General features: G+C 42.8%; 13 protein-coding genes. 4 read left to right on the forward strand and 9 right to left on the reverse strand.

From position 1 onward, the window contains the following. Positions 1 to 19: 19 nt before the first annotated feature. The 3 genes from AC19MV_RS05460 to AC19MV_RS05470 all read left to right on the forward strand — a co-directional run bounded on the left by AC19MV_RS05460 (position 20) and on the right by AC19MV_RS05470 (position 2,124). Positions 20 to 754, forward strand: coding sequence for a glycerophosphodiester phosphodiesterase (locus AC19MV_RS05460; RefSeq protein WP_498306194.1), 735 nt, complete (start codon positions 20 to 22; stop codon positions 752 to 754). 24 nt (positions 755 to 778) lie between these two features. Continuing rightward, positions 779 to 1,738 (forward strand): D-2-hydroxyacid dehydrogenase, encoded by a 960-nt coding sequence (locus AC19MV_RS05465; protein WP_498306196.1) that lies wholly within the window; start codon positions 779 to 781, stop codon positions 1,736 to 1,738. Between the two features lie 194 nt (positions 1,739 to 1,932). Next, positions 1,933 to 2,124, forward strand: coding sequence for a bacterioferritin-associated ferredoxin (locus tag AC19MV_RS05470; protein WP_160052643.1), 192 nt, complete (start codon positions 1,933 to 1,935; stop codon positions 2,122 to 2,124). Between the two features lie 173 nt (positions 2,125 to 2,297). Here the strand turns inward: AC19MV_RS05470 and parC are convergent, their stop codons facing one another. From parC to nudF, 7 genes are all read right to left on the reverse strand, one after another. Further along, positions 2,298 to 4,601, reverse strand: a complete 2,304-nt coding sequence (gene parC / locus AC19MV_RS05475) for a DNA topoisomerase IV subunit A (RefSeq protein ID WP_432399980.1) — start codon at positions 4,599 to 4,601, stop codon at positions 2,298 to 2,300. After that, positions 4,602 to 5,693, reverse strand: coding sequence for a PQQ-dependent sugar dehydrogenase (locus AC19MV_RS05480; RefSeq protein ID WP_498306275.1), 1,092 nt, complete (start codon positions 5,691 to 5,693; stop codon positions 4,602 to 4,604). It abuts the gene before it with no gap. Positions 5,694 to 5,822: 129 nt separating this feature from the next. Continuing rightward, positions 5,823 to 7,709, reverse strand: a complete 1,887-nt coding sequence (parE, locus tag AC19MV_RS05485; protein ID WP_498306198.1) for a DNA topoisomerase IV subunit B — start codon at positions 7,707 to 7,709, stop codon at positions 5,823 to 5,825. Positions 7,710 to 7,778: 69 nt separating this feature from the next. Next, complete coding sequence (locus tag AC19MV_RS05490) at positions 7,779 to 8,351, reverse strand: YqiA/YcfP family alpha/beta fold hydrolase (RefSeq protein WP_498306200.1); 573 nt, start codon at positions 8,349 to 8,351, stop codon at positions 7,779 to 7,781. A gap of 32 nt (positions 8,352 to 8,383) precedes the next feature. After that, positions 8,384 to 9,223, reverse strand: coding sequence for a 3',5'-cyclic-AMP phosphodiesterase (gene cpdA, locus AC19MV_RS05495; RefSeq protein ID WP_498306202.1), 840 nt, complete (start codon positions 9,221 to 9,223; stop codon positions 8,384 to 8,386). A gap of 34 nt (positions 9,224 to 9,257) precedes the next feature. Next, positions 9,258 to 9,695: a DUF1249 domain-containing protein gene (locus AC19MV_RS05500; RefSeq protein WP_432399984.1), complete on the reverse strand. Its 438-nt coding sequence runs from the start codon at positions 9,693 to 9,695 to the stop codon at positions 9,258 to 9,260. A gap of 39 nt (positions 9,696 to 9,734) precedes the next feature. Then, positions 9,735 to 10,361, reverse strand: coding sequence for an ADP-ribose diphosphatase (gene nudF / locus AC19MV_RS05505; RefSeq protein WP_498306204.1), 627 nt, complete (start codon positions 10,359 to 10,361; stop codon positions 9,735 to 9,737). 386 nt (positions 10,362 to 10,747) lie between these two features. Here nudF and tolC point away from each other — a divergent pair, with 386 nt between their 5' ends. Next, positions 10,748 to 12,043: an outer membrane channel protein TolC gene (gene tolC / locus AC19MV_RS05510; RefSeq protein ID WP_498296717.1), complete on the forward strand. Its 1,296-nt coding sequence runs from the start codon at positions 10,748 to 10,750 to the stop codon at positions 12,041 to 12,043. A gap of 70 nt (positions 12,044 to 12,113) precedes the next feature. On the opposite strand, the gene AC19MV_RS05515 is transcribed toward tolC, so the two are convergent. Both AC19MV_RS05515 and AC19MV_RS05520 read right to left on the reverse strand, forming a co-directional pair. After that, positions 12,114 to 12,848: a TIGR04219 family outer membrane beta-barrel protein gene (locus AC19MV_RS05515; protein ID WP_498306206.1), complete on the reverse strand. Its 735-nt coding sequence runs from the start codon at positions 12,846 to 12,848 to the stop codon at positions 12,114 to 12,116. Between the two features lie 2 nt (positions 12,849 to 12,850). Beyond that, positions 12,851 to 13,822 carry a DUF2333 family protein gene (locus AC19MV_RS05520; protein WP_498306208.1) on the reverse strand — a complete coding sequence of 324 codons (972 nt, stop codon included), beginning with the start codon at positions 13,820 to 13,822 and terminating at the stop codon, positions 12,851 to 12,853. Between the last annotated feature and the right edge of the window lie 9 nt (positions 13,823 to 13,831).

The following is a 13,831-nucleotide window of genomic DNA, read 5'->3' on the forward strand; positions in this document are numbered from 1 at the left end:
GGTTAATATAAGGAATATTATGCTTGTTTTTGCTCACCGTGGCGCCAGTGGCTACGCACCAGAAAATACATTAGCTGCAATGGATAAAGCTATCGAATTAGGCGCGAATGCTATCGAGTTAGACGTTCATTGTGTTGAAGGCGAATTAGTGGTTTTTCATGATCGTCGCTTAGAAGGCAAATCGACTGGGCACGGTCTTATTCATCTCAACACTAAAGCCGATTTAGCCCACATAACGGTTGGCGGACAACCCATTCCTAGCTTGTGGGATGTACTTGCGCGTATCGACACCGTCTCGCAGGGTAATTGTATTGTAAACATTGAAATCAAAGGCGTAGGCTGTGTAGCACCTTTTGTGGCTATGTACCCACGAGCGCTAGACGAGCTAGGTTTTAGTCCCCAACAACTGTTGATATCATCGTTTAATCACTTATATTTAGCCCAAATAAAACAACACCTGCCGCAGGCATTGATAGCACCGTTACTCGGGGGGATCCCATTAAACTTAGCGCAAGTTGTCACCGATTTACAGGCTTACTCGTTGCATCTTGACGTGGCATTTATTAGCCAGGCCATTGTTGATGATGCTCACCGTCGCGGCGCAAAGGTGTATGTTTACACGGTAGACAATAGTGATGATATCCAAGCATTAAAAGCACTGGGCGTTGATGGCATTTTTAGTAATTATCCAGATAAAGCCATTGCAGCAACGACTTTACCTTTAACCAACACTTCGCTAGTTTGGTTTGACTAACGCCAAGGCGACTGATTAACATCTATGACGAATACACTGTTATTACTCACTCAACATAATCAGCAATATCGTGAGTTATTGGCACAAAAACAACTGCCTAATTTAACCATTTTAGATCATAGCGATGACCGACAACAGTGTGTACAGCAAGCTAATATTTGGCTTGCTGAACCTCATTTAGCCGCACCTTATTTAACCCTCCACACGGCAAGTGCAGCAACTAACAAACTAACACTTAAATGGTTACAGTCTACCTTTGCTGGGGTTGACGCATTAATGTCACCACAAATTAGACAAGACTTTACCCTAACTAATATCCGTGGTGTATTTGGCCCACTAATGAGTGAATATGTGTTTGGTTATTTACTCAGTCATTATCGCCATCATTCGCAGTATCAACAGCAACAAACACAGCAACTGTGGCAACCTAACTCATTTTGCAGCTTACAAGGGCTGAATATGCTGATTTTGGGCACGGGCTCAATTGCCCAACATATTGCCAGTACCGCCCGTCATTTTGGAATGACGGTAACCGGCTTAAATAGGCGTGGTAGCGTTGTTGAGCCGTTTAATCAACTTGATAACATCGGCAATATGGCAACGCACTTGCCTGCTGCAGATGTGGTTGTTAGTGTCTTGCCCAATACTGTACAAACAACACATTTACTGAATAGCACAACCCTTGCACAGCTTAAGCCAACAGCAATGTTATTTAATATTGGCCGAGGTAATGCGATTGAGCTTGACGCTTTACAGCACGAATTAACCCAATTTCCACAACGCCATGCAATATTAGATGTGTTTGAGCAAGAACCGCTGCCGCCACAACACCCGCTGTGGCATTGTCCAAATGTGACTATCACGCCTCATATTTCTGCTCCAAGCTTTCCAACTCAAGTCGTCGATATTTTTTGTCAAAACTATGCATTATGGCATCAGTCTGAGCCGTTACAGTATGTGGTAGATCCGGTTCAAGGTTATTGATCTCGAGGTATGATCTAGGAGCCTTAGCCAGTGGCTGAACGAGGGATTTTGCCGCTAAAAATGAGAGTCTGATCAAATCGTCGTAAAAATGATCAATATAAAGATAAAAAAGTAATTGCCAATGATAACTGTTTTCATTTAGAATTAGATTACTTTCTTTAGCATTGAAACTTTTGAGCGAAGAGGCTTTCTTTATGTACGTTTGTCTTTGTCATGCCATTACTGATTCTCAAATCAAAGCCGCTGTTAGCTTAGGTGACAGTTCATTGGCTGATGTAAAAAAACGTCTTGGCGTTGCCGATCAATGTGGCAAATGCGCGCGTATGGCCAATCAAATTATTCAAACACAGCTTGAATACGAACCTAATTTTTATGAAGTCGCATAAGGATTGCTTAACTGTGATTAAGTGTTAAATTGCTTTACGTTTCATAAAAAAATGCTGCTCATTGAGCAGCATTTTTTATGTCAAAACTAAGAGCTAAGCTAAGGTCAAATTAAAGTCCAAACTTAGAACTAAACTAAGAGCTAAACTAAAAGATTAACTCTTAGTGTCGTGATTTAATCTTGAATCTCAATATTATCGTCTTGGATGCCATCATCGGCTAACGCGCCAATTTCCACATCAACGCTATCAACACGCTGTAATCCTCGTGGCAATTTAGCGCCACGTCGGCCACGCTCACCGCGGTAATGCTCTAAATCACTTGGTTTCAAGGTGAGCTTGCGCTTACCTGCCCATAAGGTTACAGCGGTATTGTGCGGCACAACATTAAGGTGCAACAGTAGTTCTTCACGATTTTTGGCTCGCTCTGTCGGAATACCAATAATCTTATTGCCCTTACCTTTTGATAGCTGCGGTAATGCGTCAACGCTAAACATCAGCATTCGCCCTTCCGAGGTAATCGCTAATAAAGACTGCTCACTGCCTTTGCTAATTAACTTAGGCGTTAATGCCAATGCGTTAGTCGGCAAGCTTAATAATGCTTTACCCGCTTTATTACGGCTAACCATGTCTGGGTAAGTACAAATAAAACCATAACCTGCATCTGTGGCTAACAAGAAGAACTGTTCGTCGTTCCCCATCAACACATGTTGCATGGTCGCACCTGGCGCCATATTAAAGCGCGTAGTGATAGGCTCACCTTGGCTTCGTGCAGACGGCAGCGTATGGCTGTCGGTGGCAAATGCACGCCCTGTAGAGTCTATAAATACCGCAGCTTGGTTACTCTTACCCATCGCGCTACACAAGTAACTGTCGCCCGATTTATAAGACAATCCCTCGACATCAATATCATGACCTTTGGCACAACGTACCCAGCCTTTATCAGATAACACCACGGTGACCGATTCTGTTGGGGTAAGCTCTTGCTCTGTTAGTGCTTTAGCATCAAAACGTTCAATGATAGGTGAACGACGATTATCGCCATAGGTTTCACCATCTTGAAGTAACTCTTTTTTCACTAACGTCTTTAAGCGACGATCAGAACTCAACAATAACTCTAATTTGTCGCGCTCAGCGGCTAACTCGTCTTGCTCTGCCTTAATCTTAAATTCTTCAAGCTTGGCTAAGTGTCGTAGCTTTAATTCTAAAATCGATTCAGCTTGCTTATCTGACAAGTTAAAGCGTGCCATTAGCTCCGCTTTAGGTTCGTCATGAAAACGAATAATTTCAATCACTTCATCAATGTTTAAAAACGCGACCATTAACGCTTCTAAAATATGTAACCGTGCTAACACCTTGTCTAAACGATACTGCAAACGACGAGTCACCGTACTGACCCGGTACTCTAACCATTCTGTTAATAAGGTTTTTAATCCTTTAACTTGTGGACGGCCGTCTAAACCTAGTACGTTTAAATTAACTCTAAAGCTTTTTTCTAAATCGGTGGTGGCGAACAAATGCGTCATTAACTGGTCACAGTCAATGCGGTTTGAACGCGGTACAATCACTAAACGAACAGGATTTTCATGGTCCGACTCATCACGTAAATCAGACACCATAGGCAGCTTTTTAGCCTGCATTTGGTTAGCAATTTGCTCTAAAATTTTTCCGCTACTGGCTTGGTGTGGCAACGAAGTGATAACGATTTCGCCCTGCTCTTCTCTGAACACCGCGCGCATTCTAATTGAGCCTTTACCGCTTTCGTAAATCTTTTCGATGTCAGCCTTTGGGGTAATAATCTCAGCTTCTGTTGGGTAATCAGGGCCTGGCACCAACTCCATCAAGCGGCCTAATTCGGTTTTCGGATTGTCTAACAGCTCAATACACGCCGACACTAATTCGCGCACGTTGTGCGGCGGAATATCGGTGGCCATGCCCACTGCAATACCGGTGATACCGTTGAGTAAAATGTGCGGTAATCTTGCAGGTAAGGTTTTAGGCTCTTTCATAGTGCCGTCAAAGTTGGCGCCCCACTCAACGGTGCCTTGGCCTAATTCAGACAGTAAAACTTCCGAAAATTTAGACAATCTTGCTTCGGTGTAACGCATCGCCGCAAACGATTTAGGGTCATCAGGAGCACCCCAGTTACCTTGGCCATCAACGAGCGGATAACGATAAGAGAATGGCTGCGCCATCAGCACCATCGCTTCATAACAGGCGCTGTCGCCGTGCGGGTGATATTTACCTAAAACGTCACCCACTGTACGAGCTGATTTTTTATGCTTAGATTGTGCCGATAAACCCAGCTCGCTCATGGCATAAATAATACGACGTTGAACCGGTTTTAAGCCATCACCAATATGCGGTAAGGCGCGGTCCATAATGACGTACATTGAATAATTTAAATAAGCCTCTTCGGTAAAGCGCCTCAGCGGCATTTGCTCTACGCCATCAAGGCTTAATTCAATCGAATCACTCATTTAGTTAGATTCCTGTGATAGTTCGGGTGCGTTATAAAACAAGCGGTAAACATTACCTTTTAAGTCATCTGATATGTACATTGCACCATCTGGGGCATTGATCACATCAAACGGACGAGCGACGGGAAATTCTCCGTCCAAAAAACTCACCACGGTTTCACGTTGATTAATTTTGTTGTTTTCAATGTCGAGCATCACGATTTGATAACCCACTTTACTCGAGCGATTCCATGAACCATTTTCAGCAACAAAAATCTTATGTTGGTAACGTTCTGGAAATTGCTGCCCTCGATAAAAACTAAGGCCTGTTGGAGCAACATGAGCTGGCAATTCAAACTCAGGCACTATGACATTCAAATTTTTAGGTTTGTCGTATGCGGGCTCAACCACGTCGGTTCCATGCAAATAAGGAAAACCAAAGTGGCTGCCTTTAATGTCAACACGATTAATTTCATCCGCGGGGATATTATCGCCCATCCAATTGCGGCCTAAGTCAGCAAACCATAATTTTTTATCACCTGGTGCCCAGTCAAAACCGGTAACACTGCGTAAACCAATCGCGACTTGCTCACTGGCGCCGGTGTCGACATTAATCGCGACAATACTGCCAAAAGGCGATGATGCTTCACACACGTTACATGGAGAGCCAATTGACACGTATAAGCGACCATCAGGGCCAAAACGCATTGAACGAGTATACTTTTTATCTAAATTGGGTAAGTTAGAATACACCTCGCGGGCACGGCTAGGACGACGTAAACGAGACTCAATTTCTTCAAAGCGAATAATGCGATCTTCTTCGGTGACATACAGTGCGCCATCATGAAACGCTAATGCTTCAGGGTATTCTAAGCCACGGGCAATTAAATAACGTTTGTCCACTTGACCATTTTGATCGCTATCAACAAGCGCATACACGGTGCCGCTTTTTTGCGAGCCCACAAATAGCGTGCCGTTGTCACCCACCGTCATTTGTTTAATATCACCTAAGTCGGAGGCATACAAACTGAGCCCAAAACCTTTAGTGACAGTAATCATTACCGACTGAGAGGCTAACGCTATCGAGGCTGGAAATAGCCCTAATAACATCATCCACGCAAATGTGAATTTATTGCCTATATGCAAATAAGATCGAAGGTTGAAATACTGCATGTTAATTCTCTTTTGCCTTATCTTAATATTGTTATTGGCATTTAACTGCTTGTCTTATTACTAATGTACTTAAAGTAATGCTAAATCACCTTTGCTTTCTAACCAAATTTTTCTGTCAGACGCACGTTTTTTTGCCAAAAGCATATCCATTAGCGACCATGTTTCGTCGGCATCATCGATTGTCAGTTGCACTAGACGGCGTGTATTAGGATCCATTGTGGTTTCACGTAATTGCAATGGGTTCATTTCGCCCAGACCTTTAAATCGCGTGACTTGTACTTTGCCTTTTTTATTCTCAGCGACAATGCGATCTAAAATAGCGTTTTTCTCTGCTTCATCTAACGCATAAAACACTTCTTTGCCAAGATCGATACGAAACAGTGGCGGCATGGCGATATACACATGACCTTTTTCAACTAACACGCGGTAATGCTTCAAAAATAATGCACATAACAGCGTCGCAATGTGTAATCCATCCGAGTCCGCATCGGCTAAAATACATATTTTGCCATATCGTAGTTCTGAAATATCTTCACTGTCGGGATCGCAACCAATCGCAATTGAAATATTATGCACTTCTTGCGAGCCAAGTACCTGCGAAGCATCAACTTCCCAGGTGTTTAAAATTTTGCCACGTAGCGGCATAATTGCCTGAAACTCACGGTCACGGGCTTGTTTTGCACTGCCACCAGCAGAGTCACCTTCTACGAGGAATAACTCTCCACGCATTGGGTCTTGGCCACTGCAATCGGTTAACTTACCCGGTAATGCTGGGCCGGATACCACTCTTTTACGAGCAATTTTCTTAGCGGCTTTTAAGCGACGTTGAGCATTATTAATGCATAGCTCAGCTAATTGTTCGGCTAGCTCGGTATTGGAGTTCAACCACAGAGAAAAAGCATCACGGACAATGCCTGACACAAAGGCGGAGCTTTGACGGCTAGAGAGCTTTTCTTTGGTTTGCCCGGCAAATTGTGGGTCTTGCATTTTAATCGATAAAATAAATGCGGCACGATCCCAAATGTCATCCGGCGATAATTTGATCCCGCGGGGGATCAAATTGCGGAACTCACAAAACTCACGCATAGACTCAAGTAAACCTTGTCTAAAGCCATTAACATGAGTACCACCAAGCGGTGTAGGGATTAAGTTTACATAACTTTCATTAAGGCTTTCACCGCCTTCTGGTAGCCAGGTAATCGCCCAATCCGCGGCTTCTAAGTCGCTTTTAAAGCTGCCGACAAAAGGGACTTCAGGCAACATTAACGAGTCTTTTATCGCTTCTTGAAGATAATCGGTTAACCCGCTTTCATAAAACCACTCATGAACTTCACTGGTGTGCTTATTGGTAAATTTAATCCGCAAACCGGGACACAACACGGCTTTAGCACGCAGTAAATAAATAAGCTTACTGACTGAAAAATTAGGTGAATCAAAGTAACTCACGTCTGGCCAAAAATGCACTCGCGTACCGGTATTACGGCGCCCGCACGTTCCGGTTACCACAAGTTCTTCAACTTTAAAGCCGTTTTCAAATGCCATATCGTACACTTGAGCATCGCGGCGTACGGTAATTTCAACACGCGTAGACAAGGCGTTTACAACTGAAATACCCACGCCGTGCAAACCACCAGAGAATTGGTAGTTTTTGTTTGAAAACTTACCACCAGCATGCAACTTGGTCAGAATAAGCTCGACCCCAGGAATACCTTCTTCTGGGTGGATATCCACTGGCATGCCGCGGCCGTCATCGGTCACTTCCAATGAGTTATCAGTATGTAGAATAACTTCGATTTTAGTTGCATGGCCTGCCAACGCCTCATCGACGCTGTTATCAATTACTTCTTGCCCAAGGTGATTTGGTCTGGTGGTATCGGTATACATACCAGGACGGCGCTTTACCGGGTCTAGTCCATTAAGGACCTCAATAGCATCTGAAGTATATTGGTTGGTCATAGTCCACACATTTGGAGTTAAATGGAGCCAAAGTTAGCTCAAATTGATCATTATTTATAACGTAAAACGCTACAGCTGAATAAAATTACAAATTTTGTCTAATTGTTGTTCATAGCCGACAAAACTGTGGTCGCCATTGGGTTCTAGATGTAATTCGCAGCTGTGGTACTTATGTAATGCTTGTCGATAATCTAACACTTCGTCACCAGTTTGCAACAGCACCAGAAAACGATCAGGGTGTTGAATCACGTTAGTATCAAACAGCGCTACATCATCTCGATGTTGAGGCAACACCTGATAATGTTCATTGGTATAGGGATTATATTGAGGCCCGATAAACTGTTCAAATAATTCGAAGGGTTTTACGGCAGGATTAACCAAAACAGCCTTACCACCATAGATTTCGGCTAAATAACTGGCAAAATAACCACCCAAAGATGAGCCAATAAAGCGTAATGCTTGCCCTTGTCGCTTAGCTTGCTCGGTTAATTCACATAACAGTGTCATCGCGGCATGCGGTGAAGAAGGCAGTTGCGGTTGATGAAATGCGACGTTTGGGTAATGTTGATTGATATACTGAGCGGTTTGAACGGCTTTGTCCGACTGCGGCGAGCTATTAAAACCATGTATATAAAGCAGCATATTTCCTCGCGAGTCGGTAAATTACATCTTAATTAGTACCCATTCGCTTCGTTATCAGGTGAAAAGCGATTTCCAGGCACGCGGTAAACGTTAGTGCGAATGCTACCATCGCCTGCCAACTCCAGCAAACGATAACCGGGTTGTACTTGGTCTAAAGCAAAATAAGGTGAAAGTGGTTTAAATTGAATACACGTAGACGGTGTTGCCATTAATGGGATATCACCATGTGGCCCAACATGGACTTTGTCGACTTGTTGATGAACATGGCCCCATAATACGCCTTTAACTTGCGGGTAGCGGCTGGTACGCGCTAAAAAGTCGGCACCATTCATCATACAATGCTGATCAAGCCAAGCACATTCCATCATAATGGGATTATGATGCATCACTAACAATACATGCTTGTTTGGGTGAGCTTTGATGGCGGCATCAATCAGTGCAAATTGTTGATCACCCATGTAACCACCGGGTTTGCCGCGTACTGTTGAATCGAGCATTAAAATAATCCATGCACCTATCACAATAAGCTGTTGGCCAAAGACCTTCTCACCTTGCATACGCAAGGCCATTAAGCGAGGGTCGTCATGGTTACCGGGTAAATAATGACAAGGAAGATTAAGCGCCTCAATTCTATCAACGAAGTGTTGATAAGACTCAGGCGAATAATCTTGGCTGATATCACCGGTAGCCAGTAACAGATCAGCGGGGTATTTGGTTGCCATGAACGTATTTAACACTGCTTGAAGACTATTTGTGGTGTTAACACCTAATAGCTGACCTTCAGGATCGGCAAAAAGATGCGGATCAGTCACTTGGACTAATCGCACAGGTTCATTTTCAGCAACAGAATAATGTACTGCGTCTTTAAGCACTAAAGATCCCTAACACAATAAAATAGTAAATAAACTATGACTGGCAAGCCACTCTCCGAGCGCCAATCTTCAATAAATCTTCAAGGAATGCATTCACTTGAAACTTCTCATCGCTATGATGCATATGTATATTAGGATAATCATACACTGGCTTTAAACGATAAATCTGTTGGCTAGTTAACACTTCTGCTAATTGAGCATCGTGATAGACGCGAACAAGTGCTTTTGGAGATTTAAAAAAATGTCCATTTGGTATAGGGCGCGAAATTTCAACTAACTGAGTGTATTTAGTGTTTTCAACAATATTGACTATCAAAGTGCCAAATTCACCCTCAACCGGCCAAGGCTCATTGAGGCTAAACTGTTCAGGTAACCATTTTAAAATATGCGCGTAATTACGACCGCACACTGCTAAAAATGCGCTGACATTCGGTTGATACTTTTGCTTTTTATTGTGGTTTGACACTGTCACTCAATCGTTCCTATCTGCAAATCTTTGTCTCTAATACGCTTAAAGTGTATTGCGGATCATTTGGTAGTTCAGCATTAACCACTGAATACCCAGTACTGTAGAGGCGTTGTCGATGCGGCCATCGTTCACCCAATCGTAGGCTTGCTGGCGACTCACAACGTGCACTCGGATATCTTCATCTTCATGCTCTAACCCATGTACTCCAGATGCTTTAGTGGCATCAACGTGCCCCCAAAACAAATAAAATCGTTCAGTGGTGCCGCCTGGACTCACTAAGTAGCTGTTTATTGGCGTTAAACTTTGTAATGTTAAGCCCGCTTCTTCTGCCAATTCACGCGTTGCTACTTGCTCTGGTGATTCGCCGGGCTCAATCATACCCGCCACTAACTCAAGAAGCCAGATTGATTTAGTAGTTGCTAATGCTGGCAGGCGAATTTGTTCAATTAACACGACTTCGTCACGAATTGGGTCATAGGGAAGCACTACAACCGCGTTACCTCGCTCAAAAACTTCACGCGTAACCTCGCCACTCCAGCCACCTTTAAATAATTTATGCTTAAAGGTGTACTCATCTAACTGAAAAAAACCTTTATAGAGGACTTTTTTAGCAATCAGCTCAAAATCGGAATCGGCATTAAAAGTCGATGTACTCAAATGGTCAGACATAATGTTCCTTGTGGCTTAAAAAATGCTCATATAAGTGTATTTTAGCAGGTTAAAATCACATAATTAATAACTAAACGGCACACTGATTACGAACACAAACGGATTTAAATAAAATAAAATCTGTTACACTTCAAATTTGACTTGAAAAACAAAAAATCAATACTATTTAGAGTGCATGGTAGATATAAAAATAGTGCACAATATAATTGCGTATTGTGAAGTATTTTTACCACATTGAGCACTGAAAAAATTGAGCACAATGCTCCGACAGATTGCCACGTTAAGTTTGCTTTGCTATCTACCTTAAGCTTAACTGTGCGGCATGACCAAATTAATCAGTTATTTAACACCTCAAATTGATGAGGCATTGTCTAAAAGGGCAGCAAATGAAATTCAAAATTGGTTCATTATACGCAGCATTAGCTTTTGCTATTGCCGCACCAGCAGCGCAGGCTGACGATTTATTGCAAATTTATCAGCAAGCGCTGACTAGCGACCCTATCGTTTTACAAGCCAAAGCACAACGTGATGCGTTATATGAAAGCATTGAAGAAAACCGCGCACCATTGCTACCAACAATTAGTGCCAATGTGGGTTATGCAAAAGCATGGAACGATCCAGCTGATGATACCGACGGACTCATTGGTGGTGTTAGCTTATCTCAAGTGATATACGACCATAGTGCATGGGTTGGTTTAGATTTGGCTGAAATGGCAGCATCACAAGCCGATTCTGCTTACGCCTCAACGCTTCAATCACTGATTACTCGTGTTACTAGCGCATACTTTGATGTATTAACCGCTAAAGACAACTATGAGTTCCAGGGTGCTGAAAAAGCGGCGATTGAACGCCAATTAGAGCAAACTAAACAACGCTTTGCCGTAGGGTTAACAGCCATTACTGACGTACATGAAGCTCAAGCGCAATATGACCTAGCTTCAGCGCTTGAAATTCTTGCACAAAATACGCTAGACAACAGCTATGAAGCATTACGTGAAATTACCGGTATCGACCACAAGTCAATCAACGTATTAGACACCAACCGCTTTTCAGCCGGCTCTCCAGCACCAACATCTTCAGCTGAATGGTTGAAAATGGCTGAGACCAACAGCATTGATTTAATGACTCAACGTATCGCTAAAGATATCGCTAATGAGACCATCAGCTTGTACAAAGCGGGTCACATGCCGTCTTTAAACTTTAATGCGGGTTATAACAAAGGTATGGATCAAACTCCTGGCCCTGATTATGACAACACCAATATTGGTGTGACATTAAGCATTCCATTATTTGAAGGCTTTAAGGTCACCTCGCAGGTTAAGCAAGCGCAATTTGCCTATGTTGAAGCGAGCGAGTTATTAGAACAAACGCACCGTAGTGTAACTAAAAATGTCCGTAACAACTTCAATAACGTGACGGCATCGATTAGCTCTATCAAAGCCTATGAGCAATCAGTTATTTCATCTGAAAGTGCATTAAAAGCCACTCAAGCGGGTTTTGAAGTCGGTACACGTACCATTGTTGATGTACTTAACCGTACTCGCGACTTATACGATTCAAAGCGTCAGTTGTCTGAAGCACGTTATGGCTACATTAACTCAATCCTAGCGCTAAAACAGGCTGCGGGGACGTTAAATGAAGATGATGTGATTGCCATTAACAACGGTTTGATTGCACAGTAATCTCCATTTGTTAACCATAAAAAAACCGCCAGTTGGCGGTTTTTTATTGGGCTGTACTTTAGTTAAAGACTTAGAAACGCAGTTCAACGCCCGCAAAAGCGCCTTTAAATTGAGTATTTTGTGACACATCAGAAAAATCACTGACATCAAAGTTAAAATCACGGTAACCCACGCGCACTAAAGTATCGACAGCTAAATTGTCAAATTGCCAACCTAAGCCTACGCCGTAGTCATAGACATTAGATTCATCAACGCCAAATAATACGTCAGCAAAACCAAATAAGCCTAAGCCAACCATACCAACTTGCGCGCTGGCATAACCCATAAAGATACCACTATCGATATCAATTTCCTCAGGATGACCTGCGTCAGCAACGCGTAACGAGCCATTCATTTTTTTATAGGCAGCACCTAAATCAACTGACACTAAATCATTGTCTAAAATTTCGTAATACAGCACAAAATCCGTGTTGTTTAGCTCGTTGGTTACCGACACTTCACCTTCAAATGCATGACCATTGAATGTAAAATCGACATTGTCTAAACCGGCACTTGATTCTAAGCGGTTTTCACGAATTTTGATATTAGGGATAAACGGGAAAGGATGCTCAACCGCAATCCAAACACTGCCCTGCGACGAGTCGTCAGAAAAACTGTGCGCGACACCATCGTCATCATTGAATGAGTTAGTCGTGTCAGCCAACCAATAATCCGCACCGACTTTAAAACCCACAACAGTTGCCGCATGTGCCGATGACATGCTTAATAACCCCACTACAGCGGTGGCAAGAAGAGTCTTTTTCATCATTATCCTTGAGAAATTAAGTTAGTTAAATCAATAACCGCAGCGTTAGCTCGCGAGATATAATTCGCCATCACTAACGAGTGATTAGCCACTAAACCAAAACCGTTTCCGTTGAGCACAATAGGGCTCCACACGGTCTGCTGGGTTGCTTCAAGTTCACGAATAATTTGACGTAAACTAACTTCAGCATTTTTCTTTTCTAATACATCAGCAAAATCAACTTCAATTGCACGCATGAAGTTTAGTAATGCCCAAGCAGAACCACGGCTTTCGTAAAATACGTCATCAATTTTCCACCAGCTGGTTTTAATTTCGCTGCTAGAGTCGCCTGGTGTTGATTGACGGGCAGAGCTATCACCGGCTAAATCAGTATTTAAACGTTCCTGACCAACACTTGCAGATAAACGTTGTGACATGCTGCCTAAACGCTTTTGCACTTCTTTTAGCCATTCATTTAGGTTATCGGCACGAGCATAAAACTGCGCGTTATTGTTATTCGGGTCACTAATCTTAGCGCGGTAAAGTTTCAGTAATTTGATCGCTTCACGGTATTCACCCTCTGCACTAGGAACAAGCCAGCTGGTGTTTTCGATGTTTAATTTAGAATGCGCGGCAAGTAAGTCGTTATCAGCCGTCGATTGAGACTGTGAGCGACTAAACTCTTTACGCATAATTAACGCTAAATCGCGCACCTGTTCTAACGCACCAAATTCAAATGCCGGCATGTTATCCATCATTAATGACGGTGGCATAACATCATTTGATAACCATCCACCTGGCTTATCAAGCAAGGTTTCCATGGTTAAAATCAATGAACTAGTAGTACTATAGCCGATGATCTTTTTCGAATTATCCGTTTGCGCCGAAATCGGTTTGATTGGATCTGGCTCAATACTCCACCAAACACTCACACCATAAAGCACTAAAGAAAGTACTCCAACTACGCCTAATATTTTATTCCTTGTAACTTGCATCAATATCAC

It is taken from the genome of Shewanella sp. MF05913 (assembly GCF_059758095.1).

Excerpts from the sequence above, each read along its gene's own strand:
- AC19MV_RS05460 (WP_498306194.1), top strand. The coding sequence starts at position 20 with ATGCTTGTTTTTGCTCACCGTGGCGCCAGTGGCTACGCACCAGAAAAT.
- AC19MV_RS05465 (WP_498306196.1), top strand. The coding sequence starts at position 779 with ATGACGAATACACTGTTATTACTCACTCAACATAATCAGCAATATCGT.
- AC19MV_RS05470 (WP_160052643.1), top strand. The coding sequence starts at position 1,933 with ATGTACGTTTGTCTTTGTCATGCCATTACTGATTCTCAAATCAAAGCC.
- parC (WP_432399980.1), bottom strand. The coding sequence starts at position 4,601 with ATGAGTGATTCGATTGAATTAAGCCTTGATGGCGTAGAGCAAATGCCG.
- AC19MV_RS05480 (WP_498306275.1), bottom strand. The coding sequence starts at position 5,693 with ATGATGTTATTAGGGCTATTTCCAGCCTCGATAGCGTTAGCCTCTCAG.
- parE (WP_498306198.1), bottom strand. The coding sequence starts at position 7,709 with ATGACCAACCAATATACTTCAGATGCTATTGAGGTCCTTAATGGACTA.
- AC19MV_RS05490 (WP_498306200.1), bottom strand. The coding sequence starts at position 8,351 with ATGCTGCTTTATATACATGGTTTTAATAGCTCGCCGCAGTCGGACAAA.
- nudF (WP_498306204.1), bottom strand. The coding sequence starts at position 10,361 with ATGTCTGACCATTTGAGTACATCGACTTTTAATGCCGATTCCGATTTT.
- tolC (WP_498296717.1), top strand. The coding sequence starts at position 10,748 with ATGAAATTCAAAATTGGTTCATTATACGCAGCATTAGCTTTTGCTATT.
- AC19MV_RS05515 (WP_498306206.1), bottom strand. The coding sequence starts at position 12,848 with ATGAAAAAGACTCTTCTTGCCACCGCTGTAGTGGGGTTATTAAGCATG.
- AC19MV_RS05520 (WP_498306208.1), bottom strand. The coding sequence starts at position 13,822 with ATGCAAGTTACAAGGAATAAAATATTAGGCGTAGTTGGAGTACTTTCT.